Raw genomic sequence first — 22,488 nt, 5'->3', positions numbered from 1 at the left:
ATGACCGACCGGCCACGCGACATCCGCGCACTGGTCAATGATCAGGATGCGTACCGCGACGAGCTGTACAAGCGCTGGACCGGACTGCTGAGTTACCGCTACATCGGCCGGAACCACTCGGCAATGAACACCGGCGATGTCGACGACACGGTGGTCATCCGTCGCGATATGCGCAACGAGGCCGGTGGAATCATGGCCGCCCCGTTGGCGATTGCGTCTCCGGAGGGGTGCCAGACCGACATGGTCGCGGTGCCCAACCCGGTCATCGGGTCGGTGCAGATCGTCGATCCCGGCTTCGACGTGAACAAGGTTCAGATCGTCGGATCAGGCATCGTGCACCAGGGTCGCACGATGGGTTATGGGCGCTGTGTGATCGTCGACGCCGACAACCCGCAGCGGATCATCGCGTTCAACGAGGGCCAGGGCGCAGTCATCGGGATTCCGCCCGATGGGCTCGACCGGATGGACGTTTCGGGGACCGAACTGGTCATCGCTGATTCGCCGGACCTGCCTCCGCTGTGGCAGGCGTTCGGGGCATCGCGGCGCGACGACGGGTACTGGATGTTACCGTCGCTGAGTACCGAGTTGGCATCGCCCGACGCAGCGCTGCACATCGGCCCGCAGCACGTGGTTCTGGAGACGGCGGCAATCGATTTCGCAGCCGATCGTGCGGGCACCCGCAGGCTGCAGACTGTCAGTTGGCACGTGATGTTCATGGCGCGTGGCAAAGTTGGCCCGTTCCGTGTCGAGGGTGGCGCGTACGTCGGGGGCCCGAACAAGGTCGGAGTGCGTATGCTGCTCCACGATGAAGGCAACGGCGACAAGGCGATCACCTCTGCGGCCGCACTCTTCGACATCCTCTGAATCCGGAGCACGAAAGAGAACTACCGCGCTATCCGGTGGTCGACTGGCGGAGTCGGTAGGGAAATCCTCGCCGGATGCCTCGACCTGCCCGAACCGCGGCTGGTCGGTGTGCGGGTGAGGGGGGCGTTCCCACCGCCGCCGTCGTTCCCGCCCCGATGATCGAACCCACCCTCGGGTTGGACCGGCCCCCGAAGCGTTGGAGTTGGTGCGCACCGGGCAGTGAAGGGGCGAGTGCTTCCGCCCGCGGGCGTGTCGATCATCGCTGAAGTCCAGCTGTGACCGAGGGTGCGGCGAATCGCCTCACTAGTTCGCGTTCGGCTCGTGGGTCCTTCAGCGGCCAGTACCACAGTGAGAAGGTGATGCGGAACAGCCATTGCGCGGCCAGTGGATCGTGGTGTCCGATCATGCCTTCGGAGATCTTGCTCACCAGTGGTGAGGCGCTGACCGTGCCGCCGTCGCGTCCTGGACGCAGGTCGCCCATGATGAGTTGACCAAGTGGTTCGGCGCGCATGTGTTCCAATCCGACCAAGATCGCCCCGACGATCCGGTCGGTGCCGCGCAGGTCGGCGATCGCCTCGTTCACCGCGTGCGCGATCCGTTCGGAGAATCGCGAGATGAGGGCCTCGGAGATGGCTGCCTTGCCGCCCGCGTGGCGGTACACCGTGGCCGGCGAGCAGTGCAGCTGGGTGGCCAACGCAGCGATGGTGAGTGCCTCGAAGCCGTCCCGCGACACTAGATCCGAGGCCATGGAGAGGATGCGTTCGCGCGCAACGGCATTGCGGTCTGTTCCCAACGCCCAGTCCTGACCCGTCATCCCGAAACCTCTCCCGAATCGCATGAAAATATTCTTTCTCACTTACGAGAAACATCTGCACATTTTCTCACCCAGCGCTGCAGCTGACGGGCTTTCTGTCGCGCAAAGTCAAGTGTTCAGGTCATGGTGGGGGCTTGCAGGTTGCGCTGAGAACGTTGACGGTGCCCTTCCGCTGAGCTGATTCTTAGTCAGTAAGACCGGCACGGACGTCCGGAACCCCCGGGGTGTGCACGGCGAGATGGTCACCGACAGCGAACCCCGCTGTCGCTGCCTGGCGGAAGAAGAGGACAAGTATCTGTGAGCACCATTTCATTCACCGACCGCGTGGTGATCGTCACCGGTGGCGGTCGCGGGTTGGGGGCGGCCTACAGCCGCGAGCTCGCGCGCCGCGGCGCCGTCGTCGTGGTCGCCGACAACGGCTGCGACCTCGATGGCAATGGACATGATCCGGCACCCGCGCAAGACGTCGTGAAGGCCATCGTGGCCGACGGGGGACGGGCGGTGGCGTCCACCGAGGACCTCAGTACCGAGAAAGGCGGCCAGCTGGCGGTTGATCTGGCAGAGGGTGAGTATGGTCGCCTCGACGCTATCGTCGCCAACGCGGGCAACGTGTTTAACGCTTCGATCGAGGACTGGCCGACAGACCGCTTCGAGTCGCTGCTTCGGCACCACCTCGTGGCGGCCTTCAACGTGGTTCGCCCGGGTTTCGCGGTAATGAAACGCGCCCGCTACGGCCGCGTGGTCCTAGTGTCTTCTTCCGCAGGCGTTTTCGGTCAGCACGGCATGCTCGGTTACTCCGCGGCCAAGACCGGCATGCTCGGTCTGATGAACATCCTGTCGCTCGAGGGTGCGGAGTTCGGCATCGTCGCGAACGCGATCATGCCCATGGCCCGCACTCGCATGGCCGACGCCGTCACCGGGGTGGGCGCAGAAGATCCCGACGGCAGCGCATTCCTGGATACCTTGCGCCAGGACCAGGTGGCCCCAGTCGTTGCCTACCTCGCCAGCGAGGCGTGTACGGCGAACCAGACGGTGTTCAGCGCCTTCATGGGCCGCGTGGCGGCACTCCAGATTGGGATCACCCGCGGCTGGACGGCTCCGGACGGTTCTTTCAGCGCAGAAGACGTCGCAGCGCACCTACCTGAGATCCTGGATACGACGGGGCTTCTCGTTCCTCGCACGCTGTACGACGAAATGGGGTACGTCACGACACCCGACCAATGACAACTCAACGCACCGCATCAAATCACTAGCGACGATTCGCGGCAGATCCGGCTGGCCTGGACGCGGGAGCCCCTGAGGGAGTCACTGCGGCTCGGTGAGCTCGTAGCGGATCGGCAGGTGCTTGATGCCGCCGACGAACGTCGTGGCCATCCACTCGGGTTGGGAGGTCATTTCGATCGACGTCAGGCGCGAGACCAATTCGGTGAAGAAGCTGTTGAGCTCTAGTCGGGCGAGAGCGGCACCTAGACAGAAGTGGACACCGAAGCCGAAAGCGACGTGCTTGTTGGGTGCCCGGCTGATGTCGAACTTCATAGGATTGTCGAAGACGTCTTCGTCGCGATTGCCCGACGGGTAAGCCAGCAGCAATGATTCGCCGGCGGCGATCGTTGTGTCGCGAACGACAGCGTCATGCTGGGCGGTCCGCATGAAGTGCTTGACCGGGGTGACCCACCTGATCATTTCTTCGGTGGCTGCCGGAATCAGCGACGGGTCCTGCTGCAGACGATGCAGCTGATCTGGATTCTCGATCAGGGCGTGCAGACCACCGGCGATCGTCGCACTGGTCGTGTCATGGCCCGCGGTCGCGACGATGAGGTAATACGACACCGTCTCGATGTCGGACAGCGGCTCGCCGTCGATCCTGGCGTTGGCGATTGCCGAGATCAGATCCTCGGTGGGCTTCTTTCGCCGCGCCGCGGTGTGGTCATTGAAATAGGCGAACATCTCCATCAGCGACGCCAGGACGTCGTCGCCGCCGCGCTGCATCTCCGCGTCGGCGTTGCCGAACATCTCCTGTGTCAACCGCAGCATCAGCGGGAAGTCGGCCTCCGGTACGCCGAGCAGAGACATGATCATGTACAGCGGATAGTTGACCGCGATTTCTTGGGCAAAATCGCATTCGTTGCCGACGGCGAGCATCTTGTCGACATGTTCTTTCGCCAACTCGTCGGCACGGACCTTCAACGCGCGCATGGCCTTGGGGCGAAACCAATCGGCACCGATCGCGCGGACTTTGCGGTGCTCAGGGTCGTCCATGTGAATCAAGGTATTGACGCCCAGCTGAGCGGACTGTTCGTCCTGCTCGGCGGTGGCCAGCACGGGCCGGGGCGAATTCGTGAAGGTGTCGTTGGCCCGCTCGACGGCCATGATGTCGTCGTACTTGGTGATCGCCCAGAACGGGTTGTAGCCCGATGCTTCGACCCATGCCACCGGATCATTGGCACGCAGGTGCGCGAATGCCGCGTGTAGACGGGTCTCGTCGGTGTAGGCCTGCGGGTCGACGAACACCAGCGCGGCGTCGTCGGTAACTCGGCTCATGTCTTCGCTTCCTCCACAAGTGCAGACGGCTACGCAATCCCGGATCATGGCGTTTTCAGATGTTCTCGAAATCGAGAGTAGAGGTTCTGGATCGAGAATACGAACACATCCAGCATCGCTGAAACCCGGCTTCGATGAGATCGCCCGGCCGAAGATGCATACTTGTATGCACGAGGAGTGACCCGCGTGCACCGTCGCCCGTGTAAGGAGTAGCTGTCGATGGCCCAAGTCCTGAGTGATCCCGAAACCATCAGTGCCGACTGGGTGCGACGCGCACTGCAGAAGTCGGCTATCACGCGTGGGGCCGACCTGATCGATGCGCACTTCATTGGCTACGTCGGAACCGGACAGGCTGGGCGGGTAGCACGGATCGGACTCACGTGGGACGTGCCCGACGGCCATCCGAAGACGTTGATGGCCAAGGTGCCGTGCGTCGATCCGATGCCGCGGGCAGCCCTGTTTGGTTCCGGCACTTACCTGCGAGAACACGTGTTCTACGACCAGGTGGCCGCGCTCGTCGAAGTACGAACGCCGCGGTGCTACTACGCCGCGTACGACGGAGAGGCACAGGACTTCGTCTTGCTGCTCGAAGACATTGTGGATGCGGTTGCTGGCGACCAAGTGGCGGGCCTGTCAGCCGATCAGATCGCGATCGCCATCGCGCAAGCCGTCAAGTTGCACGCGCCCCGGTGGGGTGACCCGTCGATCGAGGCGATCGTCACAGCCGGGCAGCCGCTGACCTCTCTCGTTGACATCGCGGCCCTGACCCAGGCCGTCTTCGAAGCCGCGCTGCCGGACTTCCTCGATCGATTCGGCAACCAGCTCGATGCCGACGTCATTCATTTGATCGAACAGTTCGCGCCGAGCGCTGGCCGACTACCGGTCGGTCTCGGTACTCCAAGGACCCTGGTGCACAACGATTTCCGTGCCGACAACTTGCTCTTTGGTGCCGGGCCGGATGCACCGCCGGTGACAGTGGTCGACTTTCAGGCGCTGAATATTGGTTTCGCAGCCGGCGATATCGCGTACCTGATCGGGGGGAGCTTTGCCGACCAGACCGGGCGCGCAAGTGTTGAGCGTGATCTCGTGGCGGAGTATCACGCCCAACTTACGTCCGCCGGGGTTTCGGTTGCGGCGGACACCACATGGCGCGACTACCGTCTCGGTTCGTTGTGGGGTGTGTTCAACTCCGTCTCCGCATCTTTGATGGCCGAAAAGACCGAACGAGGAGAGAGGTTGCTGGCCTCGATGATCCAACGTCACGGACGGCAGGCGCTTGAACTCGATGCGCTCGAACTCCTTGAGTGACCCGCTCCGCACGCCGTGGTCACGCTGGCTGATCGCGGTTTGCGTGACCCTGACTCCGGCTGTAATCGCTTTCGGGTGCGGTCACCCCGGTGTGCACGCTGCGCGCAGCTTCCTGATTCCGGGGGCCGGAATGCTCGAAGCACGGCCAGTGCTTGCGGTGGTTTTCATGGTCTGCGCTGCCGCAGGGACCACCGCGTGGCTGTTGTGGGGAACGGACTGGCTTGTCGCACTGATCGTGATCGCCTCGATGGTCGCCTCCGCGAAGTGGGGGAGTACGACGCACGAGGCGTCTGATGCGGCTGCGGCAGTGGTGACATACACGCAGTCGCATGAGTTTCCTCTAGTGCTGCTTTTCTTGGCGATGGCGGGTTGGGCTCGTGCGACTCTGGCGGGGGTGCCTGGATTCCGCTGGCTCGCCGGGCGGCGGTCGCGATCTCAACCGCGGACCCTGACCGAGTTGTCGGTACCCGAGCGCTGTCGAGCGATTGCCCTCTTGTCCATGGCGCGAGCCGTCGACGACGCCACGCTAGACGTCCTGGGCTCGCCGGAGGTACGTCGACGGGCGCGCCGGGTCGGTGCGGTCGCACGGTGGCGCTTTACCGGTGATCCGCTGCGCGCCGATCATGCCCACACCAGGGCCGCAATGATGATGTGCGGGCTCCTCGACGCAACCGGGATCGAGCAGTTGACCGCAGACGCGCGCCGTTGCCGGGTGGGCGTGCCGTGCAGCGAACCGACCTGGGTGCGCCCGCTCGATGCAACCCTGGTCGCGGTGGCATTGGAAGACGCCCAGGACAGCGCGGCGGCCCAGCGGTGGCGCCTCGCTCTGGCCGGCCCTTTCGCCATACGTCGCGGCCACCGACCAGCGTGGTGGTGGAGTCCGCTGGGACTCTCGGCCGGCAAATGTCGCGACTGGGAACACGCGCTGGTTACGGCGATCGCGCACTCCCGTGGTTGGACCGATCAGCAGGACTGGCCCGCTCTGCGTCAGCGCGTGCTCGGCGCCGCGGCGCGGGGCAGCGAACGTAGCGACGACGAACGACTCGTCGCGGCAGGCCGGGTGTGGCTCAACTTCGTCGACGACCCGGCCGCCGCCGCGGTCCTCTACCGTCCGACTGTCGAACACGATCCGCTGGCCGCGGCCATCGACCGGCTGGCGGAGCACCTTCGCGCTGGCAGCGCATCGCACGTCATCGAGGAGCCTGGAAGCACATGACCCAAACAGTTCCCGCACAAGCCGATTCGCCGGCACCCATTCCCCTGCTTGAGCCGCGACCTGTCCGATTCGGTCCCGTGACGCGCCGCCTGTTGGCCCGCACCGCGGTCGGTGTCGGCCTGGTCGAATTATTCGCAGCAGTGCTGGTTTTCGGTGTCGCAACGGACTCCGCGCGGGCTTTCGGGCTCTCTTTGGTCTTTCCCGGCGGAGGTTTGCTCTATACAGCGCACCCCATCGCCTTCCTGTTCAGCGTCGTGCTACTTGTGGTGGCGCTGGTGTTGTGGTGGGGGATCAGCGCGCATCTGGCGATTCCCCTGGTGTGGTTGGGCAGCGCGATTATTGCCTGGTCGCTGGTGGATTCGCCGCGGCTGTTTCTCGAGCAGGGCACCACCTGGCCGTGGAGCGTACCGGTGGTCTACCTGCTCGCGGTGATGGTTGCAGGCACGGGACTCTGGAAGCTGGAGAGCCGATTTCGTGCCAAGCGTGCCAAAGTCGGTGAACTGAACGAATACCTCGCATCGGTCGAGTTGCCTAGTGGGCATCCGGGACCGCGCGAGCCTGACGCGGTCGACGCCGAGCTGGTCCGGTGGTGCTACGACCTGGCGCAGCAGCCGCACGACGGATTGAAGGGCTTTGACTGGGGCGAACAATTCCACGGTGGCACCCAGCTTCGCTATCAGGTGTTCTCCTACTGCTGGGCAATGTGCATCTTCGCTGCGAACTACGTACCTAACGGGCAGCGCCAAGCGCGAGAAGCGCTGACCCGGATGGTGTTGAAGAACACCGACTTACGGGTCTGGGGCTATTGGCGCACACTGAATCTGTTGGGTAACTTCAGTGCCGACCCGGACCCGATCAAGAAAGACAACATCATGTTCTCCGGGTTCCTCGGCGACGTGTTGGGTAACTTCGAAGCGGCGACCGGCTCGGCGTACTTCGACCAGCCGGGGTCGCTGAACTTCGTGTGGAAAGACGGCCGAGAGTTCCCGTATGACCACCACTCGATCATCGAGGCGGTGCAGCGAAATTTCGAGAACAGCCGTCTGGGCTTCTTTCCCTGCGAGCCCGGATGGTCGTTCACGGTCTGCAATATCTTCGCCGCCCAGGGGATGTACGGCCACGACAAGTTGCACGGAACCACCAAGTGGGCAGACTACAAAGACAGGTGGCGACGAACGCTCGACGAGGAATACCTCACTCCTGACGGCAGCTATTCGCACATCCGGAGCAATTTGACTGGATTATCTTGGGACACAGGAGAGATGCCGGGTGGTGCATACCATGCTCACGCCAGCGGCCGCTTCATCGACATTCTGCCGGGTCACTACCGGCGGGCGCTGGCGCTGGACCTCAAGGAGGCCAGACCGATGATGGACGCGTTGTCGAGCATGGTCGTCGACGGCAAGCTGGACTTGGAATTGCCTCGAGAACCTGATCGACACCGTCAGACGTCGACTGCCGTCACGACATGGACGAAGTTGATCGGCGGAGCGGCATTGGTCGGCGACGAGACGCTTGCCCGCGCCGCAATCGCAGGGGCTGATGCCCAATTGGCCACCGGTGCCCGTTGGCCCGAACGTCCGCTCGACGGAAGCGCAGCAAGCATTGGGGGATTCCTGGTGGCCCGGTGGTCGGCGCCGCTGAGCCTGGGCGAGTTGAACATTCGGGGGTATGTTCCCCCTACCGGACCGCTGCTGATCGATACGGCGTGGGATGACGTTCTCGTCGTACTTGCCCGATCGACTGACGGTCGGTCACTGGATCTGGCGCTCACGCCGAGCGGGGAGCATGACCTGCCCGATGTTGGTCTCACGCTGGAGGCACTCGAGCCGCATCGGTGCTACACGGTCACCAACCTCAGCGGTGACTCGGAACGTGAAGTCGCCGAGTTCATCGCCGACGCGGACGGTCGAGCCGTCACGTCGGTTGCCGTCACCGGGTTCACCCGGCTGCGGCTGGAGCCTACCGACTCCGGGAAGGCGTGATGATCCTCAACTGCGACCGCATCTGGACTGAGATGGTCACCCTGATCTACCGCGTGCGACGCAAGCCGCGGGTGACTAGCGATCCCCCGCCGATCAGAGCGGCGACACCAAGGCGGGGGTGACCATTCGGCCGGCGTCGGCCTCAGGGCTCGAGGAGTACCGGGCCGTTGTCTATGACCTTCTCGTTGAATCCCTTGGCGGCCAGAGCGAAACAGATTCCGGCTAGTACTTGCGCGACAGGTACGATGATCAACGCCCGGCCCAACGATGCGACGCCGATGTCATCTCTAAGCGTGTCACTGATGAGACCGGTCACGAAGGGTCCGGATGCGCCGATGATGGCGGCCGCGGAAAGGAAAATTGCCGACGCCGTGGCCCGCAGCTCCGTCGGGACCAGCAGCTGAATGGCCGCTACCGACGGTGCCATATAAGCGGCTCCCACGATGTAGCTCATCGCGATGAAAAAGACCGCGAGACCCGCTTGAGTCACGATGAACGCGAGGATCGAAAATGGTAGGGCCACTGCGATGATCGCGATGACCAGCCACAGCAGCCAGCGGCGATCCTTGTTCGACAAGATGTCGGCCAAGCGCCCGACGACGAGAAGGCCCAGCACTCCGATCGCGCCGCTGGCGATGCCGTACTGCACTCCGACCTCTGACAGCGACATATCGCGTACCCGCATGAGGTAGGCCGGGGCGAAGGTCGAGAGCGAGTATCCGGCGATGGAGATGCACGCAACACCCGCCACGATGGCGACGTAGTTCGGGATGCGGAGAAGCTCCCACCATTTGATGACTACCGCCCGCGCAGGTGCGGGGGTGGGGGGCATGGCTTGGCGTGGGCCGAGTACCGCCAACAGTAGCGGGGCGGCGGCCACACTCAGTCCGCCCAGAATCGCGAATGCCGCACGCCAGCCGAGATATTCAGCGAGCATACCCCCGGCGAGCAAGCCGGCGGCGCTGGATATCGGTATCGCGAGGGTGGTCACGGCAAGCGGCGCTGCCCGGCGTTCCGGGGCGAAGTTGCGGGCCACGTAGGCGTGCGCAGCCGGGTTGCTGCCGGCCTCTCCGATCGCCACACCCACCCGCGTGGCCGCGAGTTGGTACCCGGATTGGACCACTCCGCCGAGCATCGTCATCGCGCCCCACAGGGTCAGGCAGCCGGCGATCACCAGTCCGAATGCACCCTTGTCGGAGATCCGAGCGATCGGGATGCCGACGACGGCGTAGACGATCAGGAAGCCGAACCCGTTGATGACTCCGATCGCCGTGTCGGACAGGTGCAGTTCGGCTTTGATTGGTTCAGCGAGGATCGCGGGCAGGAAGCGGTCGGCGTAGTTCAGCACACCAACTCCGGTGAGCAGCAGTACGGCTGACCACGCGCGAAGCGGTCGATGAATCTGATGAGCTGGACTGCTGACAAGAGCGAATTCGGTCATTGCACCCGGCCTGGCATCTGGATGTTGCGATTAACAGTGGTTCTTTGGAATGAGGATAGGCGGTTGGCGATCCGCGCGGACGACCGGGAAAAATTATTGTTCTTCGATGTGAGAATCAATATTTCGCATACTTGAGATATATGGGGCGTCAGCGGACTCTTGCGGCCGTCAACAGCTCGCGGTGGCCAGCGAGGTGTGGGCCGCCCGTCAAGGACGCGTCGAACGACAAAGGAGACGTGATGCTTGTCAACACGGTGCTCGACATGCCCATGATCGTCGTCCGAGGGGCGATCACGCTCTGATCGCAAAATGTTCTCTCACAGAAGGGATCGCAGCGTGAGTCGCGAGATTCCCGTGATTCTGCTCGCGATGGAGTTCTCGATCCCAGAGCCAGACCGGGTGCGGACAGTCCTGGATCGCAACCGGGACACCCTCGGCGCGCTCGGTGCCCATCAGGTCGTCGTTCACCATTCAGACGTTGAACCAACCCGGGTACTGACGACGATCGGCTTCAGGTCGCGACAACCGATGCGGCAACTTCTTGGGTCTCACTACCTTCTCGATTGGTTCGACGCGGTTGGCTTGGACGAGGTACCCGCTGTCTTCGCAGGTGACATTGTCTTCCACAACGACACCGCCGACCCGTCGCCGCTGAGCCGTGAATTCATCGTCGCCGCAATCTTTCCCGTACCAGAACCGGAGGCGTTCGTTGTGCAGGTCAAGGCTTCGCTAGCCCGATTTCGCCGATACGGTATCCGCAAGGTGCGGGTATACCAAGCATTCGACGACCGTCGCGAGCTGATGCTCCTCTTGACAGTCGACAACCAGGCCCATGCACATCTGTGGCTGTCCAAGTCCGATGCGGCGGCCGCCTGGCTCACCTCCGCCGGGGTAGGCATATACCCGCCCGTCTTCCTCGGGTCGGCTGATTTCGCCATTCACTTTCCCGCCCAACGCCCGGGGAGGTAAGCCCTCATGTATGTCTGCCTCTGTCTGGGAGTGACCAGTCAAGACGTCAAGGACGCGATCAAGGCGGGCGCCATCACCTCCAAGCAGGTTGCCGCGGAAACCGGAGCGAGCTCGCAGTGCGGCCGATGTCGGCGCAATAGCACAGCGATTATCGATGCGGCGTCCGACGGCTCTCGCCCTGTGAGCGGCACTCAATCGGGTTCATGAGGCCGGAAACTCCCAGAGCGCGTGGACTTCCTATCCCACATCTGTTGGCGCTACAGCCGAGGCTTTGCGCACTACCCGGCGGTGCTACTGTAACCCTGCCGATAGGCGTCGTGGCCACGATTGGGAAGGTGCGTCGATGGAGTTGGGTGCATGTTTCGCTCGTGAAGGCGGGGGCTTTGTTCCCGGCTCGACAGCACGGGGTGGGTGGGGCGAGTCTGTCAGCGGTCATGCGGTCGGCGGCCTATTGGCATGGGCGCTCGAACGCGTCGTCGGCGACAGCGATATGCAACCGGCCAGGCTGACCGTCGACTTGCCGAAGCCCATGGCCCTCGAACCCGTTGAACTGCACACCGAAATACTGCGCGACGGTCGACGACTCCGACTCGTCGAAGCCTCCTTGGCGCAGCGCGGCGCGATCGTCGCCAGGGCGAGTGGGCTGTTTCTCCGGCGATGCGTGCAGCCTGGCGGCGACGTATGGTCGCCGCAGGTTGTGATGCCGCCGTTACCCTCGGACGACGATGTGGCTGCTGCGGCACTTTTCATTCACACCTACGGTTGGGGCGCGCCGATACAGAACCCGGACCAGGACTGGTCCGGCGAGGCCGGCCGGAAGTACGCGTGGCTCAATATGACTCAACCTGCGGTCGAAGGCGAAGAACTCACACCGTTCGTGCGCGCGGCGATGGCCGGGGATATCACAGCCTCGCTGTCCAATTGGGGAACTGCGGGCTTGCAATTCATCAATGCCGACTACACCGTGACGCTGAGTCGCCTACCGCAAGGACCGGTGCTCGGGCTTGCGGCCGAAGCGCACCACAGCTCCGAGGGCGTGGCGACGGGCTCGGCGACACTCGTTGACACACAAGGCCCGGTAGGGACCTGTGTCGCGGTTGCCCTCGCGCACGGCGGCTTCCGGCCTCCTTCGCAGAACTAGCGGCGGCACATCCCTTCGGACTCGAGTGAATTCAGTATCCGGAAGCTCGGGAACGGCGTCGTCAGTCGTGAAATGAGTTTCTGCGAAGCCGATTTCGCCGACTTGCCCACGGACTTCACGTATCTCCTGCACCTCGCGCTCCCTTTCGAACCGTTGCAGCGGGGCCGAGTCGGCACCCGTGATGCCGAGCGGCCTACTTGAGTGATGTCGGCCGATGTACCCATGACTGTGTGGTGAGCGACCAGAACCATCCGCCACCGGCCCTGGTGCCGCCGTCCACCGGAATGTTGTGCCCGGTGACGTATGCGGACTGATCTGAGGCCAGGAACAGCGCGACGCGCGCTTGGTCCTCCGGCCAGCCGAGCCTGCCTACCGGCGCCCATGTCGGCCAGAGATGTTGATGCTCCTCAAAGCCCGCGAAGTAGTCCACTGCGGGAGTTTGAGTGAAGTCGGTCCCGATCCCGTTGACCCGGATGCCGAGGTGCCCGAGTGAAACCGCCAGGCAGGTGGTGAAGTGCGCGATGGCCGCCTTCATCGACCCGTAGACCGGATCTTGTGGGTATCCCCGCATCCCCTCGACGGAATGGATGTTGACGATCGATCCGCGCCGGGCACTGATCATCGAGTCCGTGAAAGCGCGGGTGACCGCGTAGACGTGTCGTTGGTTGTATTGATACATCTGTTCCCACGAGTCCGGGCCGGACCGTTCAAAGGGAACGATGGGCCGGTAGTCGCCCACGTTGTTCACCAATACGTCAATGTGCCCATGCTTTTCGAGGACGGCTGCCGCCAGCCGCTCCACATGGTCATCGTTACGCACGTCGACAATGTGTGATCGTGCGACTCCACCCGTGCGCTCGATTTCTTTCTGTATCAGCGATGCACGTTCTGGGTCGATTTCGGCGATTTCGATCAATGCGCCGTGCGCGGCGAATAACCGCGAGATCGCCCCGCCGATCCCGTCGCCGCCTCCTGTGATGACGGCAACGCGTCCCTCCAGCAATCGATTCCAGTCGCCGATCGGCGGGACGTTGTCGGGGGCTTGGATGCTCATCGCGCCCTAGGCTCTAGCCTCGACGCCGAGGACCCCAGCGTAGTTGGCCCCCATGAACTTCTCGACGGTTGTCGCCGGCAGCCCGGCTAGCCGGTCGGCGAACGCCAAGGGGTTGGCGACGCCCTCCGGGTGGGGGAAGTCCGAGCCGAACAGCACGTGGTCCTCGCCGACGAGTCCGAGGATCTCGCCGAAGTCATCTTCGAGGAACGGGTGAACCCAGATGTTCCGGCGGAACACCTCGACCGGAGGCTCAGCGAATTCCTGCGGCATCATTCCGTAGGCCTTGTCGAGCTGATCGAGAAGGCCACGTACCCAGCTGGACCCGTTCTCGACGCTGAGCACCTTCAGCTCGGGAAAGCGGGACAGCGCGCCGTGGCAGATCAGCGCAGACATGGTGTCCTCGATCGCGCGGTGGCCGATCACAATCTGGTGCAGCGCACCATGACGGCCGAAGGACCCCTGCTCGTCGCCGCCCTCCCACTCCGCGAGGTGTTTCGCGTAGCCGCTGTCGGATCCGTGGAACGTCACGGGCACTCCCGCGTCGACGACTGCCTGCCAGAACGGATCGAATTCGGGCAGCCCCGGCGACCGCGTCTTACCCGTGATGCTCGGAACCGGGGCGGGCCGGACCAGGAATGTCTTCATGCCGCGTTCGAGGCACCAGTGCAGTTCCTCGATCGCCTTCTCGACGATCGCCAGCGAGATCACCGGAGTGGCGAAGATGCGACCCTGGTAGTCGAACGTCCAGTGCTCGTACATCCACTGATTGAGCGCGTGCAGGATCGCGTGGGTCAGGTGCACGTCGTCGGCGGTGCGCTCTTCCACCAGGCTCGCCAGGGTTGGGTACATCACCGCGGCGGTGAGGCCCTGCTCGTCCATCAGCTCGAGTCTCGCGCCTGGCTCCTGAAAGGCCGGTAGGACGTCCATCGCCTCGCCGATGAACTCCCGGAAGGATTTTCCTTCGGGATTGCGACCGTGAAACCATTCCTCGGCGCTGCCGGGCCGCGCGACGCGCGCGAATGTGGGATTGGGGATCATGTCGCTGAGGTGGTTCTTGAACATGATTTTCGTGCGGCCATCGATTTCGACGTATCGCACTGCTCCGGCGTACTCCTTGGGGAGGTACTTCAGCAGCGCATCACGGGTTTCGTACATGTGGTTGTCGGCGTCGTATACCGGATAACCAGCGGACTTCGTCATGCTGCGCTTCCTCGTGGATAGAGAGAACGGCACTTCTCAATATGGAGAACAAAAGTATCACGCAGTGCTATCGCGCGCAGACGACATGGCCGCACGGGCTGGCCGCGGACTCGCTCCTTGGCGGCCAGATAGGCACATTGCTACAGTTGTCCAGCCGATTGCGCAGCAGAAGCGCCTCGGCGATCTAGACGCGGCTCAACCCCGAGCAAGTGCTCGCGCCGGGTCGAGTGGTTCACCGCGAGATGCTTGCTCGCGCAAGGGAACAGCACGAACTTTGGCCGTGCGAGAGCGGGCCCTCAGGCGTGACCGAAGTGTTGTCAGCAGCGCGAAAGGGAGTGCCTCTGTGACTGCCGGTACTCGAGCGTGCAGCGTCTTCGACGCGGGCCTGCCTGTGCTGGACTACGACCTGTATGCCACGCCGGGGCAGGCCTATCCCGAGATTCGCGAAGCTCAGCGACTCGCCCCGGTCGCGATCGGACCGGTCGGGCCGGAAATTCTCTCTTACGAGTTGACCCGAGCGATCCTGCGTGATGAACGGTTTGTCATGCCGCCGGGTATGAACCTGATGGCACAGGGGGTGACGTCAGGGCCGATGTGGGACAAGGTGTGTAGCAACATCATTTGCCTAGAAGGTCCCCCTCACCGCCGCCTGCGCAGCCTGGTGTCCAAGGCTTTCACTCCGCGGTCGACCGCGCGGCTCGACGAGACGATCGATGGGATCGTCAACGAACTCATCGACGGCGTCATCAGCGACGAGCTGTGCGAATTCGTCGACGCAATCGCTCGGCCCTACCCGGTACCGATCATCTGTGCGCTGATCGGGGCCCCGCGGCAAGACTGGCAGCAGATCTCAGCCTGGACCGACGCTGTCTTCAAAGCGTTCGGTATGGCGTCGAACGCCCCGCGTGACGAACCGATCATTATGGCGGCCTGGGCGGAACTCGATGCGTATGTAGATGAGATGGTGGCGCGCCGACGCCGCCACCTGACCGAGGACCTGCTCTCCGAACTCATCCGCGCCCAGGACGACGGCGACAAGCTCAATGGAGCGGAGCTGCGCATGTTGGTGACGGGGCTGTTGATGGCCGGGACCGATACCACGCGCAACCAGCTGGCCGCCTCCATCGATGTGCTGGCCGACCACCCGGAATCGTGGGCATTACTCGGCCGGCGGCCGGATTTGGCGGCGTCTGCCGTTGAGGAGACCATGCGACACTCGCCCGCCATCTGCGGTTCGGCCCGAATGGCCCTCGAGGACACTGAATTCGGCGGCTATGTGTTTCCGCGGGGCGCCCTCATCATCATCAACACGTTCGCAGCAAACCGGGATCCGGCGGTCTACGAAGTTCCTGATCGCTTCGACATCGGCCGCGCGGACGCGCCGGCCATCCTGACTTTCGGTGGTGGAGTGCACTACTGCCTGGGAGCGAACCTCGCCAGGCGTGAACTTGCTGGGGCAGTGCGGATCTTGGCAGCGCGCCTACCGAACCTGCGCCGGGTCGCTCCGACGCACTGGAAGCCGATACTCGGCGTGAGCGGCCCAGTAGCGCTGCATCTCACGTTCGACGAGGACCCGGCTGTCGCGAACGCCTGCTCCAAACAGGTGTGAGCGTCCCCGGTCGACGTCTCGCGAACACCAGCACCACGCCCGCGCCCCAGAACCGACATTACGTTCTCCAGTAACTCGTTGGGCCCTGCACCATCCGCGGGAAGGCCTTTTGAGACTCTGCCGAGACGATCGCACCATTTGCCGTTGAAAGACACTATGCTCGGCGATCAGAATGCGTGTTCTCACCTGAGATGGCGCGAGCACCCGAGCGTGCCGAAGGGTTCCGTCGCCAGGCGGGGCGAGGCAAGGAGGCGAAAGTGAATGTTGCAGCAGCAATCAGCAGTGACCGCACACTATCGGTGATCGAGGTCGAGGAACAGCCTCTGAGTGCCGATGAGGTGCGGGTCGACGTCGCGTTCTGCGGACTCTGCGGTTCGGATTTACTGATCTTTTTCGGGGCGCCTGAGCCGCTGGCCGGACACGTCATGGGCCACGAGTTCTCCGGAGTGGTGCGCGAAACGGGTTCCGGTGTTTCTGGCTGGAGCGCGGGCGATCGCGTGGTGGTTCGGCCGATCAAGTCCTGCGGGTCGTGCCGGGAGTGCCGAGGCGACGACAACGCCGTCTGCATCGCCGGAATCATGGGTGGGCCTGGGTTGGGATGCCCTGGCGGCCTGGGGGATTCGGTGGTGGTGCCGGCCTATATGCTCCACCGCGTACCCGACCATCTCAGCCTCGAGCACGCTGCACTGGCCGAACCGCTCGCGGTCGCCGTGCGCGGCGTCCGGCACGCCCGAGTGTCCGGTGGCGACAGCGTGGTGATCACGGGCGCAGGCCCGATCGGGGCGTTGACTCTCGAGGTCCTCAAGGCCTACGGGCACGAGCGAATCCTCGTCGTCGAGCCCAACCCCGAGCGTCGGGCGATGGCGGCGCGACGGGGAGTGCTGACGGCGGAACCGGCCGACGTCGCGGCAATGGTGGCCGAACACTTCCCCGAGGGTGTGGCCGCCATCCTCGACTGCACGGGTCGCGCCGACTGCCTTCAGCACAACGTCGATGTTGCCGGATACGGCACGCGCATTGTCATTCTCGGGATCGCCTCAGCGCCGGCTGAAGTTCAGCTGATGGCGGTCGCGCTGAAGGAAGTCGTCATCATCGGCTCGACGGGTTACAGCCGCAACGACTTCACCGAAGCGCTGGAGCTGCTGGCCTTGGGAAAGGTAAAGGCCGAAGCGCTGGTCACCTCGGTCGTCGAACTCGGCAAGGCCGACGCCAAGCTTCGGGAGCTGCATTCAGGGTCGACCGCAGACATCAAGGTGCTCGTCCGTCACATGACCCATTCCGGTTAGGGCCTCGTCAGTCGGGCCGATGCAGAAAGCCGTGCAGGATCGCGCGGATGAGCTCGCTGACTATCGTGTCGCGCGACGGCTGGCCGGCGCCGAAAAAGGACGATCGCAATGCCGCCATACCCGCGATCGTCGCGACGGTGGAATGTACGGGCAGATCTTCGTCGCTGGGATGCACGCCGCTCAAACGCATGGCTTCGACCGCGATCTGTCCGAGAACTTCGAGCGATTCTCTGACGTCAGCGATGCCGATGTCGGTCATCTCTGCCTCGGTCAGCGTGTCCGAATTCATCAGGGTCACAAGCAGTCCCTTGTGCTCGACGAAGACGTCGTAGAGTCGGCCGACGAACAGCTGTGCGAGCGAATCGTCGTCGTTCGCATGCTCGGGGGCGACCGATTGCCAGGTGTCACCGAACTCGGCGACGAAGTCAGTGAACGGCTTCACGAGGGATTCACGGAACAATGCAGCCTTCGAGCCGAAGTGTCGGAACAAGAGATGTTCGGCGATGCCAGAGGCCTGCGCGATCTCACGCGTCGTCGTGCTGCGGTAGTCCTGGCGGGCGAACAGGTCGCGCGCCGCATCGAGAATGAGTCGCCGCGGGGCGCCGCGGGGCCGGCGCTTGGCCGAGGGCTGATCTCGGGCAGAGCGTGGCGCGGACGTAGTCATCGATGGGCACCTGGGTGGTTGACATTCTTCAAGGAAGTACCCACTATCTTAACTTGAAAAGTGGCCGGTATCTAAGCGGTGCAGTCGGAAGGTTACTCGCATGGGCGCCTTGATAATGCTCGGGACTTTGTTCGGCCTGATCGCCCTGATATGGGCATTGGTGTATTTCTTTGACCCCGAGGCTCGTGGTGCCGCACCCGAGAAGGTTGAGTAGTGAGCACCGCGACACTGATCACCGTCATCTTCGCGTGGGCAGGCGGTGTCTTCTTCCTTTTACTCGGCGCACTCCTGAGCTATCGACAGAGGCGGCTGAATCCCGTTCTGTTGCTGTCGGTCTGCGCGTTGTCGTTCTCGTGGATGGAGGCACCATACGACTGGGCGTGCTACGCCAACTTCGATCCGTCGTGGCCCCGGATGCCTTCGTGGTGGCCGTTCAACTACACCTGGGGTGGCCTGCCCGCCTCGGTACCGCTGGGCTACATCCCTTACTTCGTCTTGCCGGCCGTTATAGGGGCCCCGATCGGTCGATGGCTGGCCGCGAAGTTCCACTGGCGGCGGCCATGGACGCTGCTCACGGTGGGCCTCGTTGTGGGCTGTGCCTGGGCGTTCCTGTTCAACGCGATTCTGGGGGCACGTGGCGGCTCAACCCAGTACGGCTACGTGATAGGCGGGCTCGCGCTGTGGGAAGGCGAGAAATGGCAGTACCCGCTCTATGACACGCTGGCGATGGGTGTGCAGATGATGCTGTTCACCTACTTGATGGGCCGAACGGACTCGAAGGGCCGCACAGTGCTCGAGTCGTGGGCGGCCAAGCGTACGTCGACGAGGGGCAAGACGATCGCGTTGGCGATCGCCGCGGTGATCGTCGTCGGCCATGTGACCTACGCGGCGGTCTTCCTGCCGCACCTCATCACCAAGCTGGCCGGATATCAAAACGTCGGTCCGACCGAAGAGATATTCCCGGGCTATCCCAACCAGCCACTGCACGGCGGCCTGGGCGGAACGCAGCGCTACCCAGGCTTCGATGGGCCGGGGAAGCCGCCGGCCTAAACTCAATGGGGGCCAAGGGCGCCCACCCGATGTTCGATGTCGAGTGGAGTGCTCACGGTAGGGGAGTGGCTCACACCAGTTACCGCTTTCCGGTGTTACGACTCCGATAACGCGGCACGTCCACGGGGCCCAGCAGGACCTGCCGAGCTTGGCACACCGCGGGGATCGCGTTGACCACAGGCATCGGTCTGAGGGCATTGCCGTCATCGCCGAGGGACAGCTCGACCTCGAGACTCGGGTCTCCCTGAACCTCGATACGGAACGACAACTCACACTGTGTTACCGAAGTAGGTCAGGCGATCTGCCGTCAGCGCGACCAAATCGGCCCAGTTGTCGGTCGCGGTGACGCCCACCGGGTCCATACTGACGACCTCACCCGAATCGCACGCCACCTTCTCGGGTGTGCTGAGGTAGCGACCAACGAGTTCCAAGTCGGGATGGTCAATTATCTGCCGGAGTGCAAACGAGCCGACATTGCCTGTGCCGCAATGCACTACTTTGAAGGACACAGCTCAAGCTGCCACCCCGAGGACACTTTGCGTGAGGTGTCCAGACGACCTGTTTGTCGTACGGGGTGGGCGATCCTCGTCTGGATGTCCCGCTGTGTCATCTACTGCTCGGTAGCAAGGGAACTACGTCTAAGGCCGTACCAACCGAAGGGCATCGTGATGTTGCGTTCCTCCACGAACGTCATGCTTATGCGGAATCATGAGTGCGTAAACGCGGTTCGAAGTCGCCACAGTCGAGTCTTCCAGCCATGGTCCCGCAGACCGGTTGAAACCGCATCCGTAGCAGGCGTGCCATGACCAGCGAAGCACCAGGAGGCCGACGTGGACATCCGTTCTGCGGTATGCGTACCGGAACTCGAGGTGTTGTCACGGCGCTACGCCTCGGCCATCGACCACCGCGACCACGAGGCGCTGCTCAGCGTGTTCGGCTCCGACGCCATGATGCGTATCGAGCAGCCCGGTTCTGAGCCCGTCGTACTTGCCGGCCACGATCAACTGGCCACCGTTGTTCAGATGGTTGCCGGCTGGGCCCGTACCGCACATCTGGTCTCGCCGGGTCTGTACGAACTCAACGGCGAGCGGGCCGGCGGCGAAGTGCACTGCACAGCACATCATTTCACAACGCTTGCCGACGGCAAAGGCCACGACCTCGTCATGCATATCCGCTACCAGGACCAATACCGGATTGGCCCCGACGATCACTGGCGGATCATCAGCAGGACGGTGTTGATCGACGCGACCGAAGATCGAATCGTGCAGATGGGCGGTGCTGCGCGATGAGCCCGAATGTGCAGATCTCCTCGGCGCTGCCCTCGTTCGAGGCGAGCGATCCCGGCAGCTGGAATCACCTCGTCGAACACGCGCAGATGCTCGAGTCGCTGGGTGTCGATCGGATCGTCGTATCCGATCACGTGGCGTTCGGCCGTGATCTGACGTCGTATGCGCGTCCCGAGCTCGGGGGGCGTGAAGGCGGGGTTCAGCCGACGAGCCCGGACGGGCTCTGGCTTGAGCCGCTCACCACGTTGAGTTATCTGGCGGCGCGCACTGATCGGATTCGGTTGGGCACCAACATTCTGTTGGCTGCGCTGCGACCTGCTGCTCTGTTGGCCAAAACGGCGGCTACCCTCGATGTGCTCTCCGGTGGGCGGCTCGACCTCGGGGTTGGTGTCGGCTGGCAGCGTGCCGAATACGACGCTGTCGGTGTTGACTTCGACGGCCGCGGGCGGCTGCTGGATCGCACCCTCGAGGTGTGCCAATTGCTCTGGCGTGGGGACGAGGCCAGTTTCACCTCGCCGGGTCTGAACTTTGACCGGATTCATCAAATGCCCAAACCGCTTCAGCCGGAAGGTATCCCGATCTGGGTCAGTGGAACGGTCAATCGCGCATCGGCGCGCAGGCTGGCCCGCTTTGGCTCAGGGTGGATCCCGTGGGGCCCCGCCGCCGACGATGTGGCGAGCGCGATAGGGGTGATGCGTGCGGCTGTGGCCGACGCCGGTGGAGATCCGCATGGCTTCGGCGTGGTGGGCCAAATACCCCGCATCGTCGACGCCGGTGGCAGAGCAGATATCGGGGCGATGGCGCGATATGCCCACGGAATGGCACAATCCGGCGTGACAGATCTTCGAGTCACCTGGTGGCCGCGGAACGCACCCGGCGATCCGAACGAGGTCATGGCGGCATTGGTCGCGGCGATACGATCCTGGTGACGCGGATGTGCCCAGCTGAGCGCTAACTGAACGTCAGGGGGAGCTTGGCCCATCCCCGCACTATCGAGGTGTGAGCCTTTTCGGCGTTTGCGTAGTCGATGTCCCAGTCCTGCCAGCGCTTAAGAATTTCCTCGATGGCGACGCGGGTCTGAGGCGCGCTAACGCAGCACCCAAGCAGAAGTGAAGACCCTGCCCGAAGCTCAGATCGGTTGCCCGCCGGTGGATATTGAAGCGATCCGGCTCATCGAAGTGGCGTTCGTCGCGATTCGCGGATCCGTTGATCAGCAGCATCGCCGAGCCTTCAGGCACAGTCTGGCCGTAGAGCTCGACATCGTGCGCCACACAGCGCGCCTGCACCGGTGAGGGTGCCTCGTAGCGCAAGACCTCTTCAATGGCGCCTGGGATCAGTGCACGATCGTCAGCGAGTTCACGGCGCGAAACCGGGTGGTCGGCGAGCAACTGGCCGGCGAAACCGATCAGGCGAGTGGTGGTTTCGTGGCCGGCGCCTGCAACCATGACGCTGATTACGACCATGGTTGTGGGCAGATTACATACTTGTATACAAGTTACATAGTCGTATACAAAATGGCTACGCGGCCCCCGACGCGGACTCCTTTGCTACTCGCGCCTCCATAACAGCAAAGCTGAGGGTCGCCCTGGCTGCAAGCCGACCACGCCCAACGTCGTGGACGTCGACATCGACGACGATCAGCCGTTTCCCGGCACGCACGAGCGTCGCCGTTGCTCGGGCTGGACCTTCAGTCACCGGTGCCAGGAAGTGGATTGACATATCCGCTGTGCCCGCACCCGCTCGAGGGTCGCAGAACTTGAACGCCAGCCGACCGGCGGCGACGTCGATCAGAGTGGCGATCAGTCCGCCCTGCATGGCGCCGCGGGTGTTTACCAGATCCGACCTATGGTGAAGATCAACCACCACTGCATCGTCCGATTCGGCCACGTCGTAGAACGGCAACTGGGCGAATAAGTGGCCGGGGATGTTCACCTGCATTGGTCTTGGCCCGCCGTCCGCTCTTTCGCCCTGTGTCACTTCTTGCCTCTCGCGTCGTGTCCATGTTCGGGTCGCTGGTTGTCACGAAATGTTCATACGCCGCCGGCATATCTCCCTCTTCC

General features: G+C 63.4%; 21 protein-coding genes and 1 pseudogene. 13 read left to right on the top strand and 9 right to left on the bottom strand.

Annotated features, from left to right (window positions below; translation table 11 throughout):
- A complete protein-coding gene (locus HPC46_RS11275) occupies positions 1-864 on the top strand; it encodes a hypothetical protein (RefSeq protein WP_179469752.1) in 864 nt (287 codons plus the stop codon).
- A 256-nt stretch (positions 865-1,120) separates the two neighbouring features.
- Here the strand turns inward: HPC46_RS11275 and HPC46_RS11270 are convergent, their stop codons facing one another.
- Positions 1,121-1,678, bottom strand: a complete 558-nt coding sequence (locus HPC46_RS11270) for a TetR/AcrR family transcriptional regulator (RefSeq protein ID WP_179469750.1) — start codon at positions 1,676-1,678, stop codon at positions 1,121-1,123.
- Between the two features lie 297 nt (positions 1,679-1,975).
- Between HPC46_RS11270 and HPC46_RS11265 the strand changes: the two genes are divergently transcribed.
- Positions 1,976-2,902 (top strand): SDR family NAD(P)-dependent oxidoreductase, encoded by a 927-nt coding sequence (locus tag HPC46_RS11265; RefSeq protein ID WP_179469748.1) that lies wholly within the window; start codon positions 1,976-1,978, stop codon positions 2,900-2,902.
- 81 nt (positions 2,903-2,983) lie between these two features.
- On the opposite strand, the gene HPC46_RS11260 is transcribed toward HPC46_RS11265, so the two are convergent.
- Positions 2,984-4,219: a cytochrome P450 gene (locus HPC46_RS11260; RefSeq protein ID WP_179469746.1), complete on the bottom strand. Its 1,236-nt coding sequence runs from the start codon at positions 4,217-4,219 to the stop codon at positions 2,984-2,986.
- Between the two features lie 219 nt (positions 4,220-4,438).
- Here HPC46_RS11260 and HPC46_RS11255 point away from each other — a divergent pair, with 219 nt between their 5' ends.
- The 3 genes from HPC46_RS11255 to HPC46_RS11245 all read left to right on the top strand — a co-directional run bounded on the left by HPC46_RS11255 (position 4,439) and on the right by HPC46_RS11245 (position 8,728).
- Positions 4,439-5,527: a phosphotransferase gene (locus HPC46_RS11255; RefSeq protein ID WP_179469744.1), complete on the top strand. Its 1,089-nt coding sequence runs from the start codon at positions 4,439-4,441 to the stop codon at positions 5,525-5,527.
- Positions 5,528-6,026: 499 nt separating this feature from the next.
- Positions 6,027-6,743, top strand: coding sequence for a hypothetical protein (locus HPC46_RS11250; protein WP_179469742.1), 717 nt, complete (start codon positions 6,027-6,029; stop codon positions 6,741-6,743).
- 77 nt (positions 6,744-6,820) lie between these two features.
- The gene (locus HPC46_RS11245) at positions 6,821-8,728 is read left to right on the top strand and encodes a linalool dehydratase/isomerase domain-containing protein (RefSeq protein ID WP_179469740.1); all 1,908 of its coding nucleotides are present in this window, start codon (positions 6,821-6,823) and stop codon (positions 8,726-8,728) included.
- 142 nt (positions 8,729-8,870) lie between these two features.
- Here the strand turns inward: HPC46_RS11245 and HPC46_RS11240 are convergent, their stop codons facing one another.
- A complete protein-coding gene (locus HPC46_RS11240; RefSeq protein ID WP_179469738.1) occupies positions 8,871-10,169 on the bottom strand; it encodes a spinster family MFS transporter in 1,299 nt (432 codons plus the stop codon).
- 336 nt (positions 10,170-10,505) lie between these two features.
- Here HPC46_RS11240 and HPC46_RS11235 point away from each other — a divergent pair, with 336 nt between their 5' ends.
- The 3 genes from HPC46_RS11235 to HPC46_RS11225 all read left to right on the top strand — a co-directional run bounded on the left by HPC46_RS11235 (position 10,506) and on the right by HPC46_RS11225 (position 12,279).
- Positions 10,506-11,138: a fatty-acid--CoA ligase gene (locus HPC46_RS11235; protein WP_179469736.1), complete on the top strand. Its 633-nt coding sequence runs from the start codon at positions 10,506-10,508 to the stop codon at positions 11,136-11,138.
- Positions 11,139-11,144: 6 nt separating this feature from the next.
- Positions 11,145-11,345 carry a (2Fe-2S)-binding protein gene (locus HPC46_RS11230; protein WP_179469734.1) on the top strand — a complete coding sequence of 67 codons (201 nt, stop codon included), beginning with the start codon at positions 11,145-11,147 and terminating at the stop codon, positions 11,343-11,345.
- A 136-nt stretch (positions 11,346-11,481) separates the two neighbouring features.
- The gene (locus HPC46_RS11225; RefSeq protein ID WP_179469732.1) at positions 11,482-12,279 is read left to right on the top strand and encodes a thioesterase family protein; all 798 of its coding nucleotides are present in this window, start codon (positions 11,482-11,484) and stop codon (positions 12,277-12,279) included.
- Positions 12,280-12,472: 193 nt separating this feature from the next.
- On the opposite strand, the gene HPC46_RS11220 is transcribed toward HPC46_RS11225, so the two are convergent.
- Positions 12,473-13,333: an SDR family NAD(P)-dependent oxidoreductase gene (locus tag HPC46_RS11220; RefSeq protein WP_179469730.1), complete on the bottom strand. Its 861-nt coding sequence runs from the start codon at positions 13,331-13,333 to the stop codon at positions 12,473-12,475.
- A gap of 6 nt (positions 13,334-13,339) precedes the next feature.
- Positions 13,340-14,533, bottom strand: coding sequence for an amidohydrolase family protein (locus tag HPC46_RS11215; protein ID WP_179469728.1), 1,194 nt, complete (start codon positions 14,531-14,533; stop codon positions 13,340-13,342).
- Positions 14,534-14,876: 343 nt separating this feature from the next.
- Here HPC46_RS11215 and HPC46_RS11210 point away from each other — a divergent pair, with 343 nt between their 5' ends.
- On the top strand, positions 14,877-16,142 hold the full coding sequence (locus tag HPC46_RS11210; RefSeq protein ID WP_325096627.1) for a cytochrome P450: 1,266 nt from the start codon (positions 14,877-14,879) through the stop codon (positions 16,140-16,142).
- 257 nt (positions 16,143-16,399) lie between these two features.
- On the top strand, positions 16,400-17,428 hold the full coding sequence (locus HPC46_RS11205; protein WP_179469726.1) for a zinc-dependent alcohol dehydrogenase: 1,029 nt from the start codon (positions 16,400-16,402) through the stop codon (positions 17,426-17,428).
- A gap of 7 nt (positions 17,429-17,435) precedes the next feature.
- Here the strand turns inward: HPC46_RS11205 and HPC46_RS11200 are convergent, their stop codons facing one another.
- Entirely contained in the window at positions 17,436-18,092 is a 657-nt protein-coding gene (locus tag HPC46_RS11200; RefSeq protein WP_179469724.1) for a TetR/AcrR family transcriptional regulator, read from the bottom strand.
- Positions 18,093-18,305: 213 nt separating this feature from the next.
- On the opposite strand from HPC46_RS11200, the gene HPC46_RS11195 reads away from it, so the two are divergent.
- The gene (locus tag HPC46_RS11195; RefSeq protein ID WP_179469722.1) at positions 18,306-19,142 is read left to right on the top strand and encodes a spirocyclase AveC family protein; all 837 of its coding nucleotides are present in this window, start codon (positions 18,306-18,308) and stop codon (positions 19,140-19,142) included.
- Positions 19,143-19,411: 269 nt separating this feature from the next.
- Here HPC46_RS11195 and HPC46_RS11190 read toward each other — a convergent pair whose 3' ends face one another.
- Complete coding sequence (locus HPC46_RS11190) at positions 19,412-19,573, bottom strand: hypothetical protein (RefSeq protein ID WP_179469720.1); 162 nt, start codon at positions 19,571-19,573, stop codon at positions 19,412-19,414.
- Between the two features lie 399 nt (positions 19,574-19,972).
- On the opposite strand from HPC46_RS11190, the gene HPC46_RS11185 reads away from it, so the two are divergent.
- Entirely contained in the window at positions 19,973-20,431 is a 459-nt protein-coding gene (locus HPC46_RS11185; RefSeq protein ID WP_179469718.1) for a nuclear transport factor 2 family protein, read from the top strand.
- Positions 20,428-21,357 carry a TIGR03619 family F420-dependent LLM class oxidoreductase gene (locus HPC46_RS11180; protein ID WP_179469715.1) on the top strand — a complete coding sequence of 310 codons (930 nt, stop codon included), beginning with the start codon at positions 20,428-20,430 and terminating at the stop codon, positions 21,355-21,357. The genes HPC46_RS11185 and HPC46_RS11180 overlap by 4 nt, the downstream gene beginning before the upstream one ends.
- A 22-nt stretch (positions 21,358-21,379) precedes the next feature.
- Here HPC46_RS11180 and HPC46_RS11175 read toward each other — a convergent pair.
- Together HPC46_RS11175 and HPC46_RS11170 are read right to left on the bottom strand one after the other, a co-directional pair.
- Positions 21,380-21,873 (bottom strand): annotated as a pseudogene (locus HPC46_RS11175) (cytochrome P450); the annotation flags it as partial.
- A 73-nt stretch (positions 21,874-21,946) separates the two neighbouring features.
- A complete protein-coding gene (locus tag HPC46_RS11170; protein WP_179469713.1) occupies positions 21,947-22,366 on the bottom strand; it encodes a PaaI family thioesterase in 420 nt (139 codons plus the stop codon).
- Positions 22,367-22,488: the final 122 nt, after the last annotated feature.

The organism is Mycolicibacterium vinylchloridicum, assembly GCF_013404075.1.
GTDB classification, from domain to species: domain Bacteria; phylum Actinomycetota; class Actinomycetes; order Mycobacteriales; family Mycobacteriaceae; genus Mycobacterium; species Mycobacterium vinylchloridicum.
The sequence above is the reverse complement of the archived record's forward strand: the minus strand, read 5'-3'. Positions and strand labels throughout refer to the sequence as shown.